This is a genomic window from Primorskyibacter sp. S187A (assembly GCF_049800955.1).
In the GTDB taxonomy this organism is placed as follows: domain Bacteria; phylum Pseudomonadota; class Alphaproteobacteria; order Rhodobacterales; family Rhodobacteraceae; genus JAKVBH01.
This window is the reverse complement of the sequence record NZ_JBNAGA010000005.1, coordinates 58,881-80,053: the sequence shown is the minus strand read 5'-3', so window position 1 is coordinate 80,053 and position 21,173 is coordinate 58,881. Positions and strand designations below refer to the sequence as shown.

Annotated in this window: 16 protein-coding genes; 10 read left to right on the top strand and 6 right to left on the bottom strand. The window is 60.0% G+C overall.

From position 1 onward, the window contains the following. Positions 1-359 precede the first annotated feature (359 nt). Together ACP15S_RS20105 and ACP15S_RS20100 are read left to right on the top strand one after the other, a co-directional pair. On the top strand, positions 360-599 hold the full coding sequence (locus tag ACP15S_RS20105; RefSeq protein ID WP_425041439.1) for a hypothetical protein: 240 nt from the start codon (positions 360-362) through the stop codon (positions 597-599). Between the two features lie 215 nt (positions 600-814). Then, complete coding sequence (locus ACP15S_RS20100) at positions 815-1,465, top strand: VPLPA-CTERM sorting domain-containing protein (RefSeq protein ID WP_425041438.1); 651 nt, start codon at positions 815-817, stop codon at positions 1,463-1,465. A 116-nt stretch (positions 1,466-1,581) separates the two neighbouring features. On the opposite strand, the gene ACP15S_RS20095 is transcribed toward ACP15S_RS20100, so the two are convergent. After that, a complete protein-coding gene (locus tag ACP15S_RS20095) occupies positions 1,582-2,559 on the bottom strand; it encodes a glycosyltransferase family 2 protein (protein ID WP_425041437.1) in 978 nt (325 codons plus the stop codon). 171 nt (positions 2,560-2,730) lie between these two features. On the opposite strand from ACP15S_RS20095, the gene ACP15S_RS20090 reads away from it, so the two are divergent. Further along, the gene (locus ACP15S_RS20090; RefSeq protein WP_425041436.1) at positions 2,731-3,600 is read left to right on the top strand and encodes a glycosyltransferase family 2 protein; all 870 of its coding nucleotides are present in this window, start codon (positions 2,731-2,733) and stop codon (positions 3,598-3,600) included. Here ACP15S_RS20090 and ACP15S_RS20085 read toward each other — a convergent pair. After that, positions 3,597-4,466: a hypothetical protein gene (locus tag ACP15S_RS20085; RefSeq protein WP_425041435.1), complete on the bottom strand. Its 870-nt coding sequence runs from the start codon at positions 4,464-4,466 to the stop codon at positions 3,597-3,599. The genes ACP15S_RS20090 and ACP15S_RS20085 overlap by 4 nt on opposite strands. A gap of 204 nt (positions 4,467-4,670) precedes the next feature. Between ACP15S_RS20085 and ACP15S_RS20080 the strand changes: the two genes are divergently transcribed. Continuing rightward, positions 4,671-5,624, top strand: a complete 954-nt coding sequence (locus ACP15S_RS20080) for an FkbM family methyltransferase (RefSeq protein ID WP_425041434.1) — start codon at positions 4,671-4,673, stop codon at positions 5,622-5,624. A gap of 122 nt (positions 5,625-5,746) precedes the next feature. Continuing rightward, positions 5,747-6,727 (top strand): hypothetical protein, encoded by a 981-nt coding sequence (locus ACP15S_RS20075; protein ID WP_425041433.1) that lies wholly within the window; start codon positions 5,747-5,749, stop codon positions 6,725-6,727. 47 nt (positions 6,728-6,774) lie between these two features. Here ACP15S_RS20075 and ACP15S_RS20070 read toward each other — a convergent pair whose 3' ends face one another. The 4 genes from ACP15S_RS20070 to ACP15S_RS20055 all read right to left on the bottom strand — a co-directional run bounded on the left by ACP15S_RS20070 (position 6,775) and on the right by ACP15S_RS20055 (position 13,387). After that, positions 6,775-9,654, bottom strand: coding sequence for a right-handed parallel beta-helix repeat-containing protein (locus tag ACP15S_RS20070; RefSeq protein ID WP_425041432.1), 2,880 nt, complete (start codon positions 9,652-9,654; stop codon positions 6,775-6,777). Positions 9,655-10,087: 433 nt separating this feature from the next. Next, the gene (locus ACP15S_RS20065; protein ID WP_425041431.1) at positions 10,088-10,918 is read right to left on the bottom strand and encodes a CpsD/CapB family tyrosine-protein kinase; all 831 of its coding nucleotides are present in this window, start codon (positions 10,916-10,918) and stop codon (positions 10,088-10,090) included. A 22-nt stretch (positions 10,919-10,940) separates the two neighbouring features. Then, positions 10,941-12,497, bottom strand: coding sequence for a GumC family protein (locus ACP15S_RS20060; protein WP_425041430.1), 1,557 nt, complete (start codon positions 12,495-12,497; stop codon positions 10,941-10,943). A 2-nt stretch (positions 12,498-12,499) separates the two neighbouring features. Further along, a complete protein-coding gene (locus ACP15S_RS20055) occupies positions 12,500-13,387 on the bottom strand; it encodes an ExeA family protein (protein WP_425041429.1) in 888 nt (295 codons plus the stop codon). A gap of 539 nt (positions 13,388-13,926) precedes the next feature. Here ACP15S_RS20055 and ACP15S_RS20050 point away from each other — a divergent pair. From ACP15S_RS20050 to xrtD, 5 genes are all read left to right on the top strand, one after another. Continuing rightward, positions 13,927-14,583, top strand: coding sequence for a sugar transferase (locus ACP15S_RS20050; protein WP_425041428.1), 657 nt, complete (start codon positions 13,927-13,929; stop codon positions 14,581-14,583). A 227-nt stretch (positions 14,584-14,810) separates the two neighbouring features. Next, positions 14,811-17,246: a tetratricopeptide repeat protein gene (locus ACP15S_RS20045; protein ID WP_425041427.1), complete on the top strand. Its 2,436-nt coding sequence runs from the start codon at positions 14,811-14,813 to the stop codon at positions 17,244-17,246. 195 nt (positions 17,247-17,441) lie between these two features. Next, positions 17,442-18,053 carry a polysaccharide biosynthesis/export family protein gene (locus ACP15S_RS20040; RefSeq protein WP_425041426.1) on the top strand — a complete coding sequence of 204 codons (612 nt, stop codon included), beginning with the start codon at positions 17,442-17,444 and terminating at the stop codon, positions 18,051-18,053. A gap of 45 nt (positions 18,054-18,098) precedes the next feature. After that, complete coding sequence (locus ACP15S_RS20035) at positions 18,099-19,376, top strand: hypothetical protein (RefSeq protein ID WP_425041425.1); 1,278 nt, start codon at positions 18,099-18,101, stop codon at positions 19,374-19,376. Between the two features lie 179 nt (positions 19,377-19,555). After that, positions 19,556-21,145 carry a VPLPA-CTERM-specific exosortase XrtD gene (gene xrtD, locus ACP15S_RS20030; protein ID WP_425041424.1) on the top strand — a complete coding sequence of 530 codons (1,590 nt, stop codon included), beginning with the start codon at positions 19,556-19,558 and terminating at the stop codon, positions 21,143-21,145. Positions 21,146-21,173: the final 28 nt, after the last annotated feature.

Sequence of the window (21,173 nt, the reverse complement as noted above, 5' to 3'; positions counted from 1 at the left end):
GTTCTGATCGCGGGATCCGCAGTGCCCCTTGATCTGTCCGCGAGGCAAGGCCTGTTCTACGGACCCGTCGGAGCAAAAACAAATCGATTTTGGCTGTGTTTCGCCGCCCCTGCGGCAAGGCGGAGCCCCGTGATCCGGTGCGGGGGCAGATTCGGCGCGGCACGGCGGTTGCCCTGAAATTGTCTTAAATCTCCACAAGTCAGGCCATAATTCAGAAAGACAATACTCCCGGAAGTTGCACAACAATAGTGCAGCACGGAAAATCTGGATCGGCAGAAAACAACCTATGGGTGCGTTTTTGGTTCGCAAGCTTGGACAAATAAACGAATCTCTGCCACTTTGGTTCCGTTAACAGAGAGATGGATTTCAACCCTATGTTGCTTTGGATGTGCCTCGGATTTCTCTACCTCGCCATCGCGCTTTTTGCGATTGCCCAAACTCATGCCGAGCATCGCCAGCATCACCATACGCTCTCCCTGACCTATGTTGCATCCTTTGTTTTATGCATGATCTGGCCAGTGATGATCGCCGTGGTCTACGTCACAATGAAGGCGCAGCCCCTGCCCATGGCGCGGCGCGACTCAGAGCTCATCTACTGAAGACATTCGCCGAATCCGAGGCGTGAATTGTGGCTCTTTCGTTTCGATTCCAGCAACAATCGCGTAATAAACAGTCAATTGTCTTTGGATTCTCCCTATGCGTGTGCATTTGGCCGAAAAAAGACAATCCAGGCACAATTTTTCCTTAATCGACCCATTGCGCCACAGGTGTGCCTCATTTAGGTTTAATGAAACCTTAACGAGTGAGGCTCTCTATGAACAAAATTCTTTCTTCTGTAGCCGCTGCTGCGGTTGTGACGTTCGGCGCGGCGGCTCAGGCTGCTACCGTTCAGATCGACAGCTTCAACGATAACCAGGCGCCCGTTGTGGCTGCTGGTGGCGCGACTGTGTCCGACACTGTTGCAACAACCAACGCGATTGGTGGTTCCCGGACTATCGAAGTTGAAAACGTATCCGGTCCGTTCTCAACAGCTGGTGCGACATCGTCCATGATGGGCGGTCAGTTCTTCTTCAGCAACGATGCTGGCACACAAGGCAATGCAGAACTGCAGTACACCGGCCTGGGCGGCGTTGACTTCACCGACAGTGGTTCAAACTCCCTCTTCCTGATGGAAGTCGTTGCAATCGACCTCGGCATGGAAGTTGGTATCACAGTGGACGGTGTGACCGTTTCCCAGATCGTCATGTCGCAGGGTAACATCGCATTCAACTTCGCCGATTTCGGCGGTGCGGACCTGACGTCGGTTAATGACCTGATCGTAAGCTTTGACAGCAACGGCATCGACTCGGTTGACGCGATCGTTGATTTCATCGGCGCCGTGAACCCGGTTCCGCTGCCCGCAGGCGGTCTGCTTCTGCTGACAGCTCTGGGTGGCATTGCAGTGGCACGTCGCAAGAGCGCGTAAGCCATCTGACAGTTTTTAAAAAGCGGCGGCGCCCTCCGGGTGCCGCCGTTTTTCTTTGCGCTTGAAGGATCGTGTTGTGCTGAGTTCTGATGCAGAACGTCAGGGCCCAGTGAGGCTCAAGGCCCGCTGAACCCGTCGCGCCATTCTCCCCGACGTGCCCAGGCCTCGCCCCAAACCGCTGATTTCTCCGCAAGGCGCGGGTTGCGCAAGAGGCGTGCTGCCAGCCCCGTGGCGATGTGACGGGAGCGTGGCCATTGCGAGAACAGCCAGCAGCCAAAGCGCCTGAGCCCCGGCGGGAAGTGGCGTTTGATCAGCTCTATCTTGGCCTTCATCAAACGCACGACCTTGTCGGCGCGCACGGTTTCGCTGGCGCCGCCGTAATGCACGATGGTGGCCTCCGGGCAGACCCGCGGCTGAAACCCGCGTTTCTTTGCCCGCAGACACAGGTCCGCTTCCTCGCCATACATCACAAAGGCCGGGTCAAACCCATCCAGCGCGTCCCAATCGGCGCGCCGCATCAGGAAGAAACAGCCCGAGACGATATCAACATCGCGCTCGGTATCGCGGGGCCAGCGGCCGTAGGTTTCGGAATTGAAGATCTCGGAGCGCGGGAAGATACCGCTCAGGCCCAGAATACGGGACAGGGTGGACCATGGGGTCATCCGGCCCCAACAGGAGGCCGGGTTGAGCGTGCCATCGCCAAAGATCGTGCGCCCGCCCCAGATGCCCGCATCAGGGGTCCGCGCGGCAAAGGCCATGAGTTTGTCGATGGCCCCTTCCAGCACCAGCGTGTCGGGATTGAGCAGCAAAAGCCAGGGCGCCCTGGCATGGGGCAGGGCCACCTCATGTCCCGGCGCAAAACCATGGTTCTCCGTCTCTGCCAGGAGGGTCAGGTTCGGATGGGTCTGCGGCGGGAAGGCCGCGGCAATGGCTTCTGCGGATCCGTCGCTGGAGGCATTGTCCACGACGATCAGCTCAAAGGGGGTTGTGGTCTCTTTGTAAACGGAGGCCAGACAGTCCAGCGTCATCTGGCGCGTGTTGTAGCTGATGATGATGATCGACAGAATCGGATCGGAAGAGGCGGTCTGGGTCATGGTGGCTTTGGACTGGATAATAGGGGCGATACTATGGCCCGGTTGGCTTATCCGATGGCATCGCGCAATGCACGGGGAAGATACCGGTGAGAGAGGGCATGGGAGCCGCCCGTCCGGGCCAGACCGCAATTTCGTCTTGGTCTGGCCGCATGGCTCTGGCATGGGAGCACCATGTCTCACACCGTTCTCTATTCTGTTGTCATTCCGCATTTCAATGATGTGCCGCGCCTGTTGCGCTGCCTGGAGGCGCTCTTGCCGCAGGTGGGCGATGAGGGCGAGGTGATCGTGGCGGATAATGGCTCCGATGTTGATCTGGCGCCGGTGCGCAGCGCCTATCCTTCGGTGCAGATCGTGATCGAGCCGCGCTCTGGTGCGGGCCCGGCGCGCAATACCGGCGTTGCTGCAAGCGTGGGGCAGTGGCTCTTCTTTATCGATGCCGATTGTGTGCCCGCTCCCGATTGGATCTCCCGGGGATTGGCGATTGCGCGGGCGGACCATGTGATTGGGGGCCGCGTGGATGTCTTTCATGAAACACCCCCGCCGATGTCCGGTGCGGAGGCGTTTGAAGCGGTCTTTGCCTTCAAGATGCAGGCCTATCTGACGCGTGATGCCTTTCTGGGCGCGGGCAATCTGGTCACGTCACGGGCTGTCTTCGATGCGGTAGGGGGCTTCCAGCCGGCTGTCTCGGAGGACAAGGACTGGTCCCAGCGGGCCGCGCGCGCAGGCTTCACACTGGATTTTGATACAGCTTTTGCCGTGTCCCATCCCTCCCGTCAGGATTGGGCCGCGTTGGCGCGTAAATGGCGCAGGCTCACATCAGAGATGTATCTGCTGCACCGCCAGGAGGGGGGCGGGGCGGCCAAGTGGCTTCTCAAGGCGCTGGCCATGCCGCTCAGCATTCTGGCCCATGCCCCACGCATTCTGCGGGCGGGGGAGCTGTCGGGCCTTGAGAAGGTCCGTGCGCTGGCCACATTGGCGCGGTTGCGGCTCATGCGGATGGTCTGGATGCTGGACTGTGCGCTGCGCGGTGGGCCGGGTTAGGTCTTGGGGGCCTTGAGCCCGACGCGCTCCAGAAACAGACGTCTGTAATGCCGGAATTTCCGCAGGGCCACGCCCCATGGCATGTGGTCGGTGTAATGCGCGTTGATCAGGCGGGGATTGATGAACAGCTTCCAGCCCGCCTCCCGCAACATGGCGTGAAACGGCACATGTTCGCATATTTCGCGCCCGTCGGGATAGGTCCCGGTATAGCGCCCCGCCAGAAGCGCATCCCGCCGATAGATGGCAAAACCGCCAAAGCTGGAGCGGACCTCTATCCAATCGGCGTCCTGGGGAATGCGCAGCATCTTGAGATAGACGGACGCCAGCCTTGACCAGATGAAGCCCGCCCCATGCTGCGCCATGAAGGCCTGCTGCTGGGCACAATCATTGGGGCACCAGGCGTCGTGGCGCAGGGCGAAGATATCGTAATATCGCCCGCTCTGATTGGCCGTGCACGCGCCCCAATCGTCCCGCTCCCAACACGACAGGACACCTTGCGTGGTCAGTTTCTGGTTGAGATTGTCCATATCCGAGAGAATGACATAATCCACATCCGCATAGTCCTGCGCCACCAGATCAAGATAGGCATTGCGGCAATGCGCGATCCGTTCGGTGCGTTTGGGCAGCGTGTCGCGCAGAGTTCCCAGAGAGACGACGCGAAAATTCTCGTAGCGGGTGGCGAGCTCTTCCAGCGTGGAGAGTGTCTCGTCCTCGCTGTCGGATTCGATCACCAACCAGGAAATGCGGTCCGCAAATTTCAGGACATCAGCCGTACGGGCCACATCCGCAGTCAGGCTCTGTGCTGCATTGCGCGCCAGACCTACGACAAGAAAATGGCTGTCTTCGGGGCGGGGCGGGGATGTCATTGGCAAGCTCTCCGGGCAATTTCGCCGCTGGTGTTGCGATTGCTTTACGGCATATCGATGTCAAAAGGTGCCGGGCTGCATAACCCCTTGGGCGCTGTAGCGCAAAGGTTACGTTCCGGGGAATTCTTGCGCATGTGCTATCGTGTGCCATGATGTCTCCCAATGGGTTTGATCATATGGCCCGACAGCCATGAAAGAGTATTTATGCAGTTCAAATTTGTCCTTCCGGCCCGAGAGGTCCTCTACCGGGCGCTTGCAACGCTGATTTTCAAAAAGCTCCGGAGGACAGATCTAAAGCTTTTTGTGCGCACCAATGATATTATTTCGCTCTCGCCCATTTTGTTCAGCGATCATGAACCGCATATGCTTGCGTTCCTGCGCGCCGCCAGTGCGCAGAATGCCCGCGATTTCATGCTCGATATCGGCAGCAATATCGGCCTGACCTGTTGTCCCGTGAAGGATGCCTTCGATCGGATCGTGGCCTTTGAACCCAACCCGCTGGCCTTCAAGATCCTTGAGGTCAACGCGGCGGTCTCGTCTGGCCGGGCGGAGATGTCGTTGCGCAATTACGGGATTGGCGTGGAGGATGCGACGCTTGATCTGATGGTGCCCCGGCACAATTGGGGCGGGGCTTTCGTGGTCAGCGATGACAATGCCTATGACCATGAAGTGTTGGCGCGCAAGGACGGGTTTCAGCAGATTGATGAGGCCAATTATATCCGCGAAACCGTCGAGATCCGGAAAGGTGCGCCGGTCTTTGCCGATGTGTTTGCGCAGGTGCTCGACGGGCGCGAAAGCGCGCGGGGGGTGGCCAAGATTGATGTCGAAGGGTTTGAGAGCAGCGTGTTGTCCGAGCTGGCCCAGGCGCTGCCTGAGGAGATATCGCTGATCATCATCTTCGAGAACTGGGATCCCAAGTTTGATCTGGAAACGGCCCTGGCGGCGTTTGGTGCCCGCGGCACGGCGTATCGTCTGCCCCGGCAGGCGGCGTTTTCCTCCACCGCGCCGCGCTGGCGCAAGAGGTGGGATTACCTCAAGGGCCTGCTGACCGGACGGGCCTCCTATATCTATGATCTGGAGCCGATCTCGCCGCAGACCCGGGGGGACCATATCCTGTGTGATCTGGTGCTGGAGATTTCAGGCACGCCAGAGGACTGAGCCGGAGAGGCTCCTGCGCCCTCGCACAGACCCCGGCAGGCGGCCATGGGGGTGCTGCGCAGGCTTGCGACTGCTGTGGCCTGCGATATGAAGAGCCCGCCCGCAGTGGGCCGGAGTGAAAGATGCATCATCCATCCCCAGATCCTTCAAAGGTATTGCTGATCAAGGCCAAGGGCGGCTTTGGCAATCGTATGCTTTCTGCCGTGACGGGGCTGGTCTATGCGGATCTGACGGGGCGGACCCCGGTGATCGATTGGCGCGATGGGGTCTATGCGGCGCTGGGGGAGAACGCCTATCCCCTGCTCTTTGACACCCCCCTGACGGGAGATCCCGCCGCCTATGATGCCGCGCGCGATGTGGTGCCGGCCATCTGGGCCGGGCAGATGGAGGCTGATCCCTCCCACATCATCGAGACCACGATGAAACACCGTCATTCTGATCCCCGGGTGTACCGCGAATTCTGTGTGGCGCTGGAGCGTGCGGAGACGGAGACAGCCGTGGCGGTGTTTTGGTCCTACCTGCCCAAGATGCCCCGTCTGCGCAGGCTGCTGCGCCGTGATGCACGCTTTGCGGGCCGCTCGGACCGGGAGATCTTCACCGAATATCTGGAGCGCTATTTCCGCCCCAATGCCCGTGTGCGCATGGAGGTGGCCCGGCTTCTCGAAGAGATGGCGCCACCCCGCCTCGGGGTCCATATCCGCTATACGGATATGAAGGTCCCGCTGGAGCGGATTGAACAGGCCATGGGGCGCTGGCTGGCAGCCCATCCCGGCGCCAGCATCTTTCTCGCCACCGATAGCGCCATGGTGCAGGAGCGCATTCAGGCGGGCTTTGAGCGTGTGCATGTGGCCCCGAAATATCTGGCCGAAGACGGGGTGCGGCTACATCTGCGTGATGCGGGGGGAGATGCCGTCTTTGAGGCGGAGAACGCCATGATCGACATGTGGGCGCTGGCGGGATGTGATCACCTGATCTACTCCTCGCAATCGACCTTTTCCTCGGCCTCGGCCCTTCTGGGCGGCCTGCGGCGCGACCAGCTGCATGATGTGGATCGCTTCAACCTCGCGGTGCAGCTCAAGCTTATTCTGCGCAACCGTTTGTAAAGACCCCGCCGCGCCCGGGTCCTGGGCGTAGCGGGGCAGAGCGGGGATTACAGGACGAGCCATTCTTCCATCTGATCTTCGCGGCTTTCCTCGTCAAAGCGAACGTCGCGCATGTCATCGGATGTGCCATCTGAATTCAGGATGTCGAAGAAGAACGCGCTGTCTTGCGAAGATGCAGAGGCGATGGGAACGCCGCTGGCTGTCATCATTATCGTTGGATCGGGCTGCGTGAGCTGGGGATCCTCCGGCGGGTTGAACTGCCATGTATCCATCTCAAAGAGATCTTCGATCGTGGCCTGTGAGCCCGACAGCCCAGTGGCCTGCGCGGGGCTGGCCCCATTGGCGGCACTGGCCTCTTGCATGGTGGCGTCGAGGGGCTCGGAGCCGCTGGGGTCCGGTGCGGGCCGGAAGCCGGGTGCTGCCACGGCCGGGATCTCGGGCGAGATCACTTCGGTGGTAACCGGTGGCGCCATAAGGCCGGGATCGGAGGCGGGCGTATTGACATCGATCTGTGGCGGGGAGGCCGGCGCCTCCCCGGTGTCATCCTCGCTGGCCTCGTTGCCCTGATCTTCTGAGGTATCGCGATCATCCGGGGTGTTCACGGAGCTTGGATCGTCTCTTTCCTCCGTGGCAGGCCGATCAGATCGGCCGCCCCGGTCGTCATCTCCCCGATCTTCATCTCCCCGGTCTTCATCTTCACGGTCGTCGTCTCTGGGGTCCCCATTCGGATCGGGATCCATGCGCGGGCTGCCCCCGGTATCCGTGGGAGCATCGGGTTCGAAGTCCCGGTCGGGGTTTTCAATATCAAAGGGGCTGTCATCATCTGTCCGCGCGCCTGTGTCCTCAGTGCCGTCATACATGGCGGACCGGGGGCTGGAGAGCTCAAGATTATCCACTTCGCCAAGCGCGGAGCGGTCCTGATGGGGTTCTCCCAGAACAAGCGGATGGGTATTGGCAAAAACGGTGCCAAAGGCTTCGGTCTGATCCACATATTCCCCGTCAAGCCGCAGGGAGAGCTTGTTGGCCGGGCCGTCAAACTGGACGTTGATCGTGCTCCATTGACCTTCCGACAACGCGCCATCGGCACTGCGCATCTCATAGGTGCCCTGATCGGTCTTGATCGTGGCCCAGATGCCCTGTTCCTCGGTGATCCGGATGTTCACGCCATTGGGCCAATAGAGCAGCCAGCCATCCTGTTCGTTGAAATCGTCAGGCTTGAAGTCGACACTCACGCTCAGCGTTTCCAGGTTGCCCATTTCCGCTTCGTTATTGCTGATCTGGAAATGGGTCGTGCCATCCAGGGTCAGGACGCCGTCAACATCATCGGCGGTTCCCTGAGGATCGACGAGATTGGTGGACAGGGTGGGGAATGTGGCGTTCAGATCGTCGAAATCCATCATGAAGAGATCGTTGGTGCCAGCCTCGAACATATATTCCTCGCTGGCGGTCCGCCCATCGGGAAGCTGGATGTCGAGGCGCACCTCGAAAGGCCCGTTCTCCTGATCGAAGGCGCGGATGACGCTGGGCCCTTCGAGAACAACACCGTCATCGAAGGTCCAGATGTAGTCACCCTCATCAGTATCGATGAGCTGGCCATCCACGGTAGAGAATTCGGCCGAGAATTCCAGCGCTGCACGGTCTTCTGTCACATTGGAGGTGATGACCACAGGGTCCACAGGCTCATCGGAGGCCTGCCACGTACTGTAGCTCGAGCCCATGGTTCCATTGAGCGCGCTGTCGGGACGGAACTGCAGATCCCGCAGATCATCGGTGCCAAAGGGCGACAGACCAATGACATGGTCATAGGCATAATTGGCCGCGGCGGAGTTTGTGTAATCGAGGGCGTAGTTGTCCTCGTGCAGGTCGGTCTCATCGAGCGTGATCGACAAGGCCACATTGCCTGTCATCTCTGTGTCGGGGGAGCCGCGCACGAGGATCCAGGGGGCGGTGCTGACAGGCTCTTCGCCCGTGTTCAGAACAAGGCCTGAGCCCTCGTTCCACAGCACTGTATTGTCGTGTATCTGCACATCCTGATAGGAGCCCACGGCGATGCCATGATGCACGCCGGTATGCACGATATTGTTGGTGATCGTCAGGCCTTTGGCCAGCACGCCCTCAAGCGGATCACCTTTGGAGAAATAGGCCTCGTTTTGCACAAGGATGCCCTGGGCGGCCATGCCTGTGCCTGTGTCGAGGATATTGTCCGAGATGGTGATGTTTTCATTGGTTACACCCACGGGCCATTTGGTCCAGAACTGGATCATATCGGGGTGATTGATGTCGTTGCTGGAGCCCAGCAGGTCATGGATGTGGTTGTTGCCCACAAGAACGTCCTTGACCCCGCCGCCGCGGATCCCGTCGCCCTGAAGGGCGTAGATGTCATTGCCGGTCACAGCCACGTTTTCCACCCCGGCGATGGAGACGGCGTGGAAGTAATGCGAGATCTCGTTGTCGCTGATCAGTACGTCTTCAGAGCCTGTGACCCGGATCGCATTGGCGGCCTTGTCAACGTCGCCGGTCTTGTCGAGCATGCCCTCGGCAGTGCCTTCCATCTTCAGGTCGGTCAGTGCGATATTGTCGGAATCCCGGACGAAGATATCAGGCAGCCAATCGGCGCGTTCTTCCTCTGCCTCGCTGGCATCCACCGTCAGACCGTCAATGCTCAGATAGGAGGCATTGTCGACATAGACACCACTCACAACCGCTTCGTTTTCCGGGTCATGCGAGGTGATCCTGATGGCTTCTCCCGCGCTGGATTCCAGATCGCGAATATCGATGTCATAGGGGACATCACTGGCTTTGAGATAGATCGTGCCTCCCGTGCCGCTGAGAGCTTCTACAGCCTCTTCGAGCTCTTCTGAAGACGAGACAATCACATGCGCATTGCTGTGAGCAGCAAAGCTACTTTGAGGTTCGGTCGTGAACACTGGCAGCGCTCCCTAGAGTGAAACAGAACAGCAGATTCTGCTGTCGATTTTTTCATCGACACCCTCTTGGCTAGCCCCGTGGTTAGGCGCGTTTGAGAAGGAAAAAAGACGAAAACAGGACATCCAAGACCCTGTGTTTCCATCCATTGCAACAGTGTGGGCTGAGGGGGGAGATTGTCGTCGGAAACTTGCTCAAATTGATTTGAGCATGGCCGATTCCCGCTTGTCGGGAATCATGGGCCATTTGGTGTCGCGTCCGCCTGATGAGGGCCGCAAAGAGGCCCCGCAGAGCGGGCCAGAGGGGAGAGGGCGCGCTATCTCACGCGGGCGCCAGTCTCCGTGACAGCCCAGTTACGGCGCGGTGACGGTGCTGCCCAAACGCGGCTCAGCGCGGGCGGGAGGAAGGAGATGCAAAGAGGAGAGCGTCTGGATCTCAGCTGTAATAGCTGTAGCCGTAATCCGGTCCCATGTAGCGGCATTTGTTGAGCGCGACACCCATGACATTTGTCTGGCTGGCCAGCTCCCGTTCACAGGTGTCGATCTCTTTTACAGTCGTGGTTTCTGCGGCCGCCACAAGCAAGACGCAATCCACCTGACCGGCAAAGGCCATCATGTCATCATTGACCAGCATGGGGGGCATGTCGAAGATCATGACGTCGGGTGCAAAACGGGCTTCTATATCCGCCAGCTGATTCACGATCTCGGCGCTGTTGAGCAATTCGGCGGTATTGCCGACGCTGCCCTTGCTCAGGGAGAAGGCCATATTGTCATTGTGACACAAGGCCTGATCGGCAAAGTCCACCCGGCCGCGCAAGACATCGGCGATGCCGTGGGGCGGGGTTATGTTCAATGTCTTGCCAATGGAGGGGCGGCGCAGGTCGAGCTCGGCGAGAATGGCGCGCAGGTCCGGCTGGCGGGCGATCGAGAAGGCGAGGTTCAGCGCAATGGTGCTCTTGCCGGCGGAGGGCGAGGGCGATGTGATGGCCAGACGGCGCCAGTTGTTGGCGCGCATGGTCTGCAATGTCTTGGTGCGCATGACATCGAAATGTGTGGCAGCCTGCCCGGTATGGAGTGTCATGATCCGCGACTGGATCAGCCGCGCCTCATCGGGATGGAATTTTTGCAGCAGGCTCCAGGGGTCGCCATCATGCTGAACCTGCGGGCCGCGTGCGGGGGCCGGGGCGGTGCGCTCGCGCGGTGTGGACGGGGTTCCCCCTTCGCGGCTGTCCCGGGCCTTGGCGAGTGCTTTTTGTATCTTTTCCATGTCGCGTCCTCGCGTCCGTGTCTTAGCGCAGCCGCCGCTGGATTTGCTCCAGCAGAAGGTCCAGTGGCGTATAGTAGGTATCGATGGCCCAAAGTGCGGCGGCAAAGAGCGCCAGCGCCGCCAACAGCCCGCCCCAGACAAGCAGGCGACGCCGGACAATCTCACGGCGCGTGCGCAGATAAGGCAGCGTGGCAAAGGTTGTAATGCCCAGGCCCCTGGTCAGATCCGCAGGCCGGCGGATGCCGGGGCGGAACATCTCGACGAGAAGCACGAGGGCCGCGCCCAGCACCACCCCGCCGCCAACACCTGCCGCTGCAATCAGCGGACGGTTGGGGCTCGTGGGTTGATTGGGCGCCACGGCCTGTTCAATCACAGTGATCCGCTGGCCTTTGGACAGGGCTTCGATCGTGTCGCCGGTCTCGGCCTTGGCCCGGGCGGCCACCGCCTCGTTATATTGCTGCTGGATTGCAGCATAGGCCCGCTCCAGGCTCGACAGCGTGCTGGCATTGCCGGGTGTGGCCTCGATGCTGGTGGTCAGACGATCAATCTCTGCCGTGATCTGCGTTTTCTGATCTTCCAGAAATTCCAGCTGGCCTTCGATTTCGGCCAGTTGCAATTGGCCAGGTGTCATGACCTCGCCATCATCTGTCAGCACCTGCGCATTCATCTGCGCTGAGACGATCTCTTCGAGCGGTGCGATTTGTTGATCAATCAGTTTGAGGCGGGGGTTCTCGGGCGACAGGATGGCCAGCAGCTGGCGCCGCTGATCCTTGAGCGCCTGCAATTGTTCCTGTTCGGGGGTTGCCGCCTCCTGCGGGATCCGGTCCGTGCTTTCGCTGGCCAGGCTGATCAGACGCTTCAGCCGTTCCTGCTGATCCAGCAGGATTGCGGTCTGGCGTTCCAGCAGAACGAGACGCTCCTGAGCGGCCGCCTGTTGCGAGCGGCGGAAATCGAGACTGTCGGGCAAAGCCTCGATATTGGCTTCCTTGAATTCAAGCACTGCCGCAGAGGCCGTGGACAATTCGCGATCCAGCCGGGCAACCTCCTGTTCGAAAAACTCCAGCGTTTCGCGGGCAACGCTCGTGCGCATGCCGACATCTTCGCGCAGTATCAATGTCACGATTTCATTGGTCACAGAGGCCGACAGCGGGCCTGTTGGCGCGGTGAAGGCGATATTGACCAGGGTCGCGGAGACATTGCGCGCATTGGCGCCCCCGGTGATCCGGATTTTGATGCGCTCGCGCAAATCCTGTACGATTTCATCGGCGGTCAGCGGGCGCTCTCCGGCGCGGCGCCTGTCGGCATAGATGTCGAGCCGATTGGCCATCTCTGTCAGGATGCTGCGCGCAAGGATGCGTTGCTGGATGATCTGCAGCTGTTCCACCGCCTGCACACGGACTGTGGTTTCTGCGAGATCGCCGGGGATCTGTTCGGATTCCACAACCAGAAGGGCCTCAGATTCATAGACCGTCGGCAAGGTGCGCGCGATCAGGATGCCCAGCACCGAACAGATCACTACCGTCAGAACGAAATAATGTATCCGGCGCAGGAAGAGAGAAAAATAAAAGCGGAGATCCATTCTCAGAGACCCTTGTCCTGGCTTGCTGCCGGTTCCGGATTGATCGCAGCGAGCGCGAGGTTACCTGCAAAAAACACGCCGTCATCCAGTACCTGCTGTACGGTCAGACGCGAAACCTTGGCATTATTCTTGGTATAGGCATAAACCAAGGAGAAATCGCAGATCTGGTTGACGAGCCGGGGCACGCCGCCCGAGGCCTCATGGATCAGATCTGCGGCCGTTGTCGAGAACAACGGATATTGTGCTCCCGCCACTTCGAGGCGGTGATTGATATAGGCGCGCACTGTCAGGCGGTCCATGGCCGGCAGGTGGAAGGCCGCCGAGACCCGCTGGGCAAACTGGCGCAATTCCGGGCGCGCGATGATCTCGCGCAGCTCGGGCTGACCAACCAGCACAAGCTGCAAAAGCTCATCCTTGTTGGAATTGATATTGGTGAACATCCTGAGCTCTTCGAGGCTCTCGATGCTGAGGTTCTGGGCCTCATCGAAGATCAGGATAACCCGGCGCCCCCGGGCATATTCCTCGATCAGATATTGCTGAAAGCGGCCAAAGAGATCGACATAGGTTTCATCGGGTTTGGCCTGCTGATCGAGCGCCAGCAAGACCCAGCGCAGCAGCTCGCCACGCGAACCATGGGCATTGGACACCAGCCCCACCTGCACATCTTCCTCTACCGATTTCAGAAGATGGTGCAGGATCGTGGTCTTGCCCGCGCCGACCTCCCCGGTGATCAATGTGATGGGGGCATGGGTCAGGATCCCGTATTCCAGCATGGAATAAGCGCGTTTGTGCGGCTGGGACCAGAACAGGAAATCCGGATCGGGCACGAGGGAAAAGGGCCGCTCGCGCAGTCCAAAATACTCTGTGTAAATGTTTAAACTGCTGCCCATGGATATCAGGCTGTTGCCCTTAAAAATATGCTGTTTACCTCTTAACATGCACCTGTGCAGACGCACCCGAGGCATGCTGCAACGCAATATCTACAAAAGATGGTCACAACAAGGCGAAGGCAGGAAGAGTTGTGGCGGGTGTGACGCTCAGATCAATTCAGATCGATTCGAGGCGCGCGCACAACCACCGGGTGAACCGCATCCATACCAGGGTTGATGTGGGGTGACCTTAAGTCAGAAACAATGCGTTTCGTAGTTTTTTCCCCGTGCATGGCACAAGGAAAACAGGGCATTGCACCGGCAAGTCAGGAATATAGCCATTGCCGAACAGGCCGAAATAGGTAAAGATGTCGTTAATTATCGGTCCTGTTACGATTGCGTTGTTTGCCTGAGAGATCACTTTTGCTGCTGCCTGTTTTAAATCAGTTTCGGGAAGACAGTCTGTCGGTCCGGTATCTGCCCGGTGGCGCTCTTGGAGGCGACGGGAAAGGGTACTCTTTTTGACAGTTCATTTTAAAGAAACTCCGCCATCAACCCTCGTGGCGCAACCTGCTCTCCCCGCAGAGCATGGTGATCGCACATCGGGATCGGCGTTTTACCGGCGCTTCGGCAAGCGCGCACTTGATGTGACGCTTGTGCTGATCTCCGCGCCGATTGTTGTCCCCGTCATCCTGATGCTGGCCTTTTGTGTTGCCCTGGGTGGCGGCAAGCCGTTCTACACTCAGGAACGTGTCGGCCGGAATGGCCGGATTTACCGGATGTGGAAACTGCGCTCCATGGTTGTGGATGCAGAAAACCAGCTCGCCGCCTATCTCGCGGAAAATCCGCAGGCCAAGGCCGAATGGGCCGCAACGCAAAAGCTCAAGGATGATCCCCGGATTACCCGGTTTGGCCGTATCCTGCGCCGGACCTCTCTGGATGAACTCCCGCAGCTGCTCAATGTGATCACCGGGGAAATGAGCCTGGTGGGTCCGCGCCCCATGATGCCTGAGCAACGCGCCATCTATCCCGGCACGGATTATTATGCGCTCCGCCCCGGCATTACAGGCCCCTGGCAGGTCTCGTCCCGCAACAACACCACCTTTGCAGGCCGCGCCCGCTATGATGCGCTCTATCGCCGCGAAACCTCGCTGAAGACCGATCTGCGCCTCATCCTGATGACCCTGCGTGTCGTCGTCCGGGCCACCGGACACTGAACTCCGCTCTATTCTGCTGTGTGACCCCCCGTGCCTCTTCCGGGCGCGGGACATCTTATGGGCAAATCTCGGATCTTGCCTCCATCATGCCCAATTTCTCGTGTAGTCCTTGATCTGTGCGGTTTCACTGCTCAAGTGAAATTGATAAACTCCGCCCGAAATTTAACGTATTTGCGCTTTATGGATCGGATATAGATACCCCAAGTGCATAACAGCGAGCCTTTCACGTGACCCGACGTATCCCCGTACCAGCCTTTGTCCTTCTGTCCACTCTCGCCCTTGCCGCCTGCAAGACGCCGGAAGAGCGGGCTCAGGAATATTTTGAATCCGCCATGTCCCTCATCGCCGAAGGCGACGAGGATCGCGCGCTGATCGAGCTGCGCAATGTTTTCCAGAATGACGGCTTCCATCTGGAAGCGCGCAAAACCTATGCCGACATCCTGCGGGAGCGGGGCCAGATGCAGGAGGCCTATGGCCAGTATCTGCGTCTGGTGGAGCAATATCCCGATCTGGCGGAAGTGCGTCTCATTCTGGCGGAAAGCGCGTTTTCGATCGGCAATTGGAACGAGGTCGAGCGTCATGGCCGTGCGGCCATCGAGATTGATCCAAACGTGCCGCGGGCCAAGGCCATTGCGCTGGCGCTGGATTACCGCGAGGCGGTTCTGGAGCGCGCAACGGTGCGCCGCTCTGACATCGCGGCGGCGGCGGAGCAGGAGATCGAGGCCCAGCCTGAGAACCTCGTGCTGCGCCAGATCGTGATCGATCACCTGATGGAAGGCCCGCTGCCCTCCGATGCCCTGCCGCATCTCGAGGTGGCTCTGGAGCTGGTGCCCGACAGTTTGCGCTACAACACGCTCAAGCTGCGCCTGCTGGCGCAGGCCGAAGATGTGGAAGGTGTTGGCGCGCATCTCAAGTCCATGGTCGCGCTCTTCCCCGAGAATACCGAGGTCAAGCAATCGATGATCCGCTGGCATCTGTCCCAGCAGGATATTGACGGGGCCGAGGCCTTCCTGCGCGCCGAGGCTGGCGATCTGACGGGCGAGACGGGACCCCATCTTGATGTGGTGCGTTTCATGACCCAGATGCGCGATCGCGATGCAGGGCGCGCCGAGCTGCGCGCGCTTGTGGCGGCCAATGAGGGCACAGCCCAGGCGGATCTCTACACGGCTTTCCTGGCCACGATGGATTTCGAGGATGGCAAGACCGAAGAGGCCATTGCCGCGCTGACCGAGGTTCTGGCCGATGCAGAGCCATCCGATCAGACACGCAACATCATGGCCATGCAGGCCCGCATGTATGAAGCCACCGAGCAGCGCGACAAGGCGCGGGTTCTGGTGGACAAGGCGCTTGAAGAGGATCCCACCAATGTGGATGCGCTCAAGCTGCGCGCGACCTGGCTGATCGATGCCGACCAGCCGGGTGACGCCATCGTGGCCTTGCGCACGGCCCAGAGCCAGGCGCCGCGCGATGCCCAGATCATGACGCTTCTCGCCGCGGCGTTCGAGCGTGATGGCAGCACGGATCTTGCGGGCGAACAATTGTCCAAGGCTGTGGAGGCGTCAGGTGCTGGCGTCGATGAAAGCCTCCGCTATGCACGCTTCCTGGCCGGGCAGGGCCGTCCTGCCGCGGCCGAAAGCGTCTTGCGGGACGCACGGCGCGCCTCGAACAACAATCCTGAAATTCTCGCGGCGTTGGCAGAGCTTCTGCTGCAAAACCAGCGCTTTGACGAAGTGCGCGAAATTGCGGACATGTTGCGGAACTCTTCTTTGCCCAGCTTCCAGGAAGCCGCGGAGCGGATGGATGCGGCGATCCTTCTGGGACAGAACCAGATCGATGAGGGGCTTGAGATGTTGCAGGCGCAGGCCGATGGCAGCGAAGGCGATTTGCGCGCGCTTGCCGTACTGGTCTCGACCCAGGTTCGTGCCGGACAGGTAAACCAGGCGCGCGCGCTGTTGGATCAACGCCTGAGCGAGGATCCTGACAGCCAGCCGCTGCGGCTTCTGAGCGCCAATGTGAACAGCTTGCTGGGCGAGACAGAGGCGGCCGAGGCGGAGCTGCGCGCGCTCATCGATGAGGCCCCACAGGCGGAGCTGCCCGTGCGGCTGCTCTATGGCCTGCTGCGCCGTGAGGGCCGGCAGGAGGACGCCAGCGCCGTGATTGACGCCGGTCTGGAGGCCTTGCCCGAGAGCCGTCAGCTGCTCTGGATCAAGGCCGGGACATTGGAGCAGCAAGATCGCTTCGATGACGCCATCGACATCTATGAGCGCATCTACGCTCTCAACAGCTCTGATGTGATTGCCGCCAACAACCTTGCCAGCATGCTCAGCGTGCACCGCGACGATGCAGAAAGCCTGGAGCGTGCCTTCAATATTGCCCGGCGCTTGCGCAGCCTTGAGCCTGCAGCCTTCAAGGACACCTATGGCTGGATCGAATATCGCCGGGGCAATGTGCAGGATGCGCTGCCCTATCTGGAGGCGGGTGCGGATGGTCTGCCCAATGATCCTCTGGCGCAATACCACCTCGCGATGGCCTATGCCGATCTGGGGCGGACGGCGGATGCCATTGAACGGTTCCAGCGCATGATCGAGCTGGCTGAAGGACGTGATCTGCCGCAACTGAGCGTGGCCAATCAGCGCCTCGCAGAGCTTACCACGGATCAATAAGTCCGTTCGGAGCCCCTGATCGGGCTCCGAACCCCCGCCAAACGTGGCCTCGAGGCCACGCCTGTGCGCTCTCGGCCCCGTGTCGCAGGGCGGAGGCGGACTTTCCCTTTTGAACGCAGGGCTTTGACGCTAAGACCTTGGTATGCTGCCCGAGGACATAGGATGCGCGGATTGCGTATCGCTGGAGGAACTGACATGTCGCGCTTGATTGCACCCTTGATTGCCTTGATCGCTCTGGTTTTTGCCAGCGCGCCGGCGCCATTGGAGGCGCAAGACGCCTATAAATTGCGTTCCGGTGATACGCTGCGCATCGAAGTGCTTGAGGATCCGTCGCTCAACAGGGCCTTGTTGATTGCGCCCGATGGTCGGGTGTCGGTGCCTCTGGTGGGGGGGGTGCGCGCAGCGGGCCGGTCTGTCGAAGCCGTTCAGGCCGATATCGCAGCCCGGTTGACGCCGAATTTTGCAACAACGCCCAACGTTTTCGTGGCTCTGCAGGCGCAGCGCCCGCGTGAGCCCTTCGTGCCGCGCGCGCCGGAGCCCGATCCCACGATCGATGTCTTTGTCGTGGGCGAGGCAGGCTCCCCGGGCAAGCTGGTTCTGGAAGAAGAGAGCACATTGCTGCACCTGTTCGCGCAAATGGGCGGATTTTCGAAATTCGCCGCAACCAAGCGTCTGCAGCTGCGCCGGGGCAATGAGATTATCCCGATCAACTACCGTGATATCGAGGCCGGTATCAGCACGCTTGGGACCATGTTGCTCAAGGAAGGTGATGTACTGGTGGTGCCGCAACGCCGGTTGTTTGAATAAGACTAAAACCACAATCGCGGCAGGATCAACGAGCAGGTCGGGGGCATGACAGGCAGATTTCCACATCAGGCGACGTCGGGGCCACTGCCCTGGCGGGGCTGCGCCGCAGGGGCGGTGATGGTGGCCGGCCTCGTCGCTGTGCCGGCGCTGGCGCAAGATGCCAGCGGTGTCCTGTTGCGCTTTGGCGTAAGCCAGGAGCTGCGTCATGAGACCAATCCGGGGCTCAACACCGATGACGTGCAATCCGAGACCAGCCTGCGCACCAACCTGTCTGCCGATCTGATCAGCGAGACCGTGAGCGACAGGCTCGTGCTGTCTGCCTCCGGGGCGCTGGAATTTGGAGATGTCGAGACCCGCGACGAGACTGTCTTCGTGGATCCCGACCTACAGCTGTCTTACCGCCGCGAGGCTGCCCGCAGCGCGTTTGATGTGACCGCCACCTTGCGTGAGCGGGATGTCGATACGCTGGATTTCGATTTTGAACTGGCCGATGACGGCGCCTTGCTTGTCAGCAGCGCGACGGGTCTGGGCCGCCAGCGGGTAACATCGGCGCGCATTGGGCTCGATCTGTGGCGGGATACGCCCGCGCGTCTGCGGCTGTCTTATGGTGTGACGGACACGCGGTATGTCGACGTGACCGACCCGAACCTGACCGGCAGCCAGCGCCACAATACCCGCGCGGCTCTGACACTGGACTTCTCCCCGGTGACCTCGCTGACCACCACCCTGTCGCATACGCTTCTGGAACAGGAAGACGATGACGACACCCAATCCACCGCGCTGTCCTTCAACCTGCAAAACGAGCGCCCCGATGGCGTCTTTGACATTGCGGGCAGTCTGACCGCCTCTGATGAAGGCAACCGGACCAACCTCAGTGTCGGGCGCAGCCTCGAGACGCCGCGCGGTGTGATGACCGGGCGGCTGGGCCTGTCGCAGGAAATTGCGGGCTCCATTGTGGTTGTGGGCTCGTTGAACTGGCAGCAGCCGCTGCCGCGTGGCACGTTCTCCGCCGGGATTTCACAGAATGTGGGGGAGAATGAACGGGGCGAAGAGACCCAGCTGTCGCTTCTCAATCTCGGCCTGTCCCATGAATTCAGCCCAAGCCTGAGCGGCAATTTCGGCCTGGGTTTGCGGAGCGCGCAGGTGGATGATGTCGAGACATCCTCGGCAGATCTCTCGGCCAGTCTGCGCTATGAGGTGACGCAGGATTGGGGGCTGAATTTCAGCGCCTCCCATCGCATCCGCGAGGAAGATGGCGCGAGCGCGGCCGAATCTACGACTTTCGGGGTCTCGCTGAGCCGCACATTCGAGGTGCGTCCCTGAGCCTTTGGGGCTGGTTTGGGCCTGTGTTTGCAGGGGTCTCCATTAAATTGCCATCACAATTCCATCAGGCTGCTGGAAACAGGGTGTTTCTGAGGCCTGATGACCTTCCGACGGGGTAGATTGAAACCCCATTTGCGCATAATTTGGCGCTCATTCGTTTTAGAGATCAGGTAGCCGGCATGAGTATTTCGCAAAATCCGACTGTTTCGTTGAGCGCAAACCCCATTGGGTTTGGCTGGATGGCGCTTATGGTTGTGGCCACGATCCCGGTCTTCTGGCTGGGGTTTGTCTCGCTTGGCAATGCCTGGGTCACGCCGGAATACAGCCATGGGCCTCTGATCCCGATCATCTCGCTCTATCTGTTTCTGCGCGAGCTGCGCATGGCGCCCGCGTTCAACCCGGCCGCGCCGCGCCGGCAAGGGCCCGGCATGGCCGTCATGGCTCTGGGTCTGATCATTGCGATCTTTGGCAATCTGGTGCGCATCCCCGATATCGTGACCTATGCCTATATCATCTGGGTCGGCGGTGTTGTTCTGACCGTGATGGGCTGGGATCGGGGCAAGAACCACCAACTGCCCGTATTGCACCTGATCTTCATGCTGCCCCTGCCGCAGTTTGTCTTCTGGAAGTTGACGATCTTCCTGCAATTCGTGGCCTCCGAAGTGGGGGTCTGGTTCATCAAGCTGATGGGGATCCCGGTCTTTCTGGAAGGCAATATCATCGATCTGGGCGCTTATAAGCTGCATGTGGCCGAGGCTTGCTCGGGGCTGCGCTATCTCTTCCCGATCCTGTCCTTCTCCTATCTCTTTGGCATCCTGTATCGCGGGCCGTTTTGGCATAAGGCTGTGCTCTTTCTGATGGCTGCGCCGCTGACGGTGTTGATGAATTCCTTCCGCATCGGGGTCATCGGGGTGATGGTGAATTCCTATGGGATCGAACATGCCGAGGGCTTTTTGCACTTCTTCGAGGGTTGGGTGATCTTTGGCGCCTGTATTGCGATCCTCTTCCTGATCGCGATTGCGCTGCAGCGCCTGACGCCGAACCCCAAGCCGCTGTCTGAAACCATCGATCTGGACTTTGATGGCATGGGCGCGCAAGCCCGCCGCATCTTTGATATCCTGCCCTCGCGTGGCCTGATCATCGGTGCTCTGTTCAGCCTCGTGGTGGGACTGGCCTTCGTCTTTACCCCGGAGCGCGAGCAGCAAACCGTGTCGCGTGACAGCTTCTCCACCTTCCCCCGCGATATGGGAAATTGGTCGGGTGTCCTGCAATCGCTTGAGCCGGAGATCGAACAGGTTCTGGGTGCAACTGATTATGTGGCGGCAAGCTATATTGCGCCTGAAGAAACCGCCTATGTGAACCTCTTTGCCGCCTGGTATTCCAAGCAGACCGAAGGGTCCGGCATTCACTCGCCGGAAGTCTGTCTGCCCGCAGGGGGATGGGAGATCTTCAGCTTCGAAGAGAAAACCGTCGAGATGCCCAATACCATCTACGGCACGTTCAATCTCAACCGCGCGGTGATCCAGAAAGGTCTGCAAAAGCAGCTCGTCTACTACTGGTTCGAGCAGCGCGGCAAGCGGCTGACCAATGATTATGTAGCGAAGTTTTCCGTGGTCTATGACAGCCTGACCATGGGGCGGACGGATGGGGCCATGGTGCGCTTCGTGACGCCTATTGCGGGCGGCGAAAGCGAGGCGGATGCAGATGCGCGCCTGCAGCGGTTGATGACCCGCGCGCTGGAGCGCCTGCCGCGCTACATCCCTGAATAGGGCAGAGCGTTTGCGGTCTTCCGCCTGT

What these genes read in the sequence shown, in the direction of transcription:
- ACP15S_RS20105 (WP_425041439.1), top strand. Translation starts at nt 360, where the DNA reads ATGGATTTCAACCCTATGTTGCTTTGGATGTGCCTCGGATTTCTCTAC.
- ACP15S_RS20100 (WP_425041438.1), top strand. Translation starts at nt 815, where the DNA reads ATGAACAAAATTCTTTCTTCTGTAGCCGCTGCTGCGGTTGTGACGTTC.
- ACP15S_RS20095 (WP_425041437.1), bottom strand. Translation starts at nt 2,559, where the DNA reads ATGACCCAGACCGCCTCTTCCGATCCGATTCTGTCGATCATCATCATC.
- ACP15S_RS20090 (WP_425041436.1), top strand. Translation starts at nt 2,731, where the DNA reads ATGTCTCACACCGTTCTCTATTCTGTTGTCATTCCGCATTTCAATGAT.
- ACP15S_RS20085 (WP_425041435.1), bottom strand. Translation starts at nt 4,466, where the DNA reads ATGACATCCCCGCCCCGCCCCGAAGACAGCCATTTTCTTGTCGTAGGT.
- ACP15S_RS20080 (WP_425041434.1), top strand. Translation starts at nt 4,671, where the DNA reads ATGCAGTTCAAATTTGTCCTTCCGGCCCGAGAGGTCCTCTACCGGGCG.
- ACP15S_RS20075 (WP_425041433.1), top strand. Translation starts at nt 5,747, where the DNA reads ATGCATCATCCATCCCCAGATCCTTCAAAGGTATTGCTGATCAAGGCC.
- ACP15S_RS20065 (WP_425041431.1), bottom strand. Translation starts at nt 10,918, where the DNA reads ATGGAAAAGATACAAAAAGCACTCGCCAAGGCCCGGGACAGCCGCGAA.
- ACP15S_RS20060 (WP_425041430.1), bottom strand. Translation starts at nt 12,497, where the DNA reads ATGGATCTCCGCTTTTATTTTTCTCTCTTCCTGCGCCGGATACATTAT.
- ACP15S_RS20055 (WP_425041429.1), bottom strand. Translation starts at nt 13,387, where the DNA reads ATGGGCAGCAGTTTAAACATTTACACAGAGTATTTTGGACTGCGCGAG.
- ACP15S_RS20040 (WP_425041426.1), top strand. Translation starts at nt 17,442, where the DNA reads ATGTCGCGCTTGATTGCACCCTTGATTGCCTTGATCGCTCTGGTTTTT.
- ACP15S_RS20035 (WP_425041425.1), top strand. Translation starts at nt 18,099, where the DNA reads ATGACAGGCAGATTTCCACATCAGGCGACGTCGGGGCCACTGCCCTGG.
- xrtD (WP_425041424.1), top strand. Translation starts at nt 19,556, where the DNA reads ATGAGTATTTCGCAAAATCCGACTGTTTCGTTGAGCGCAAACCCCATT.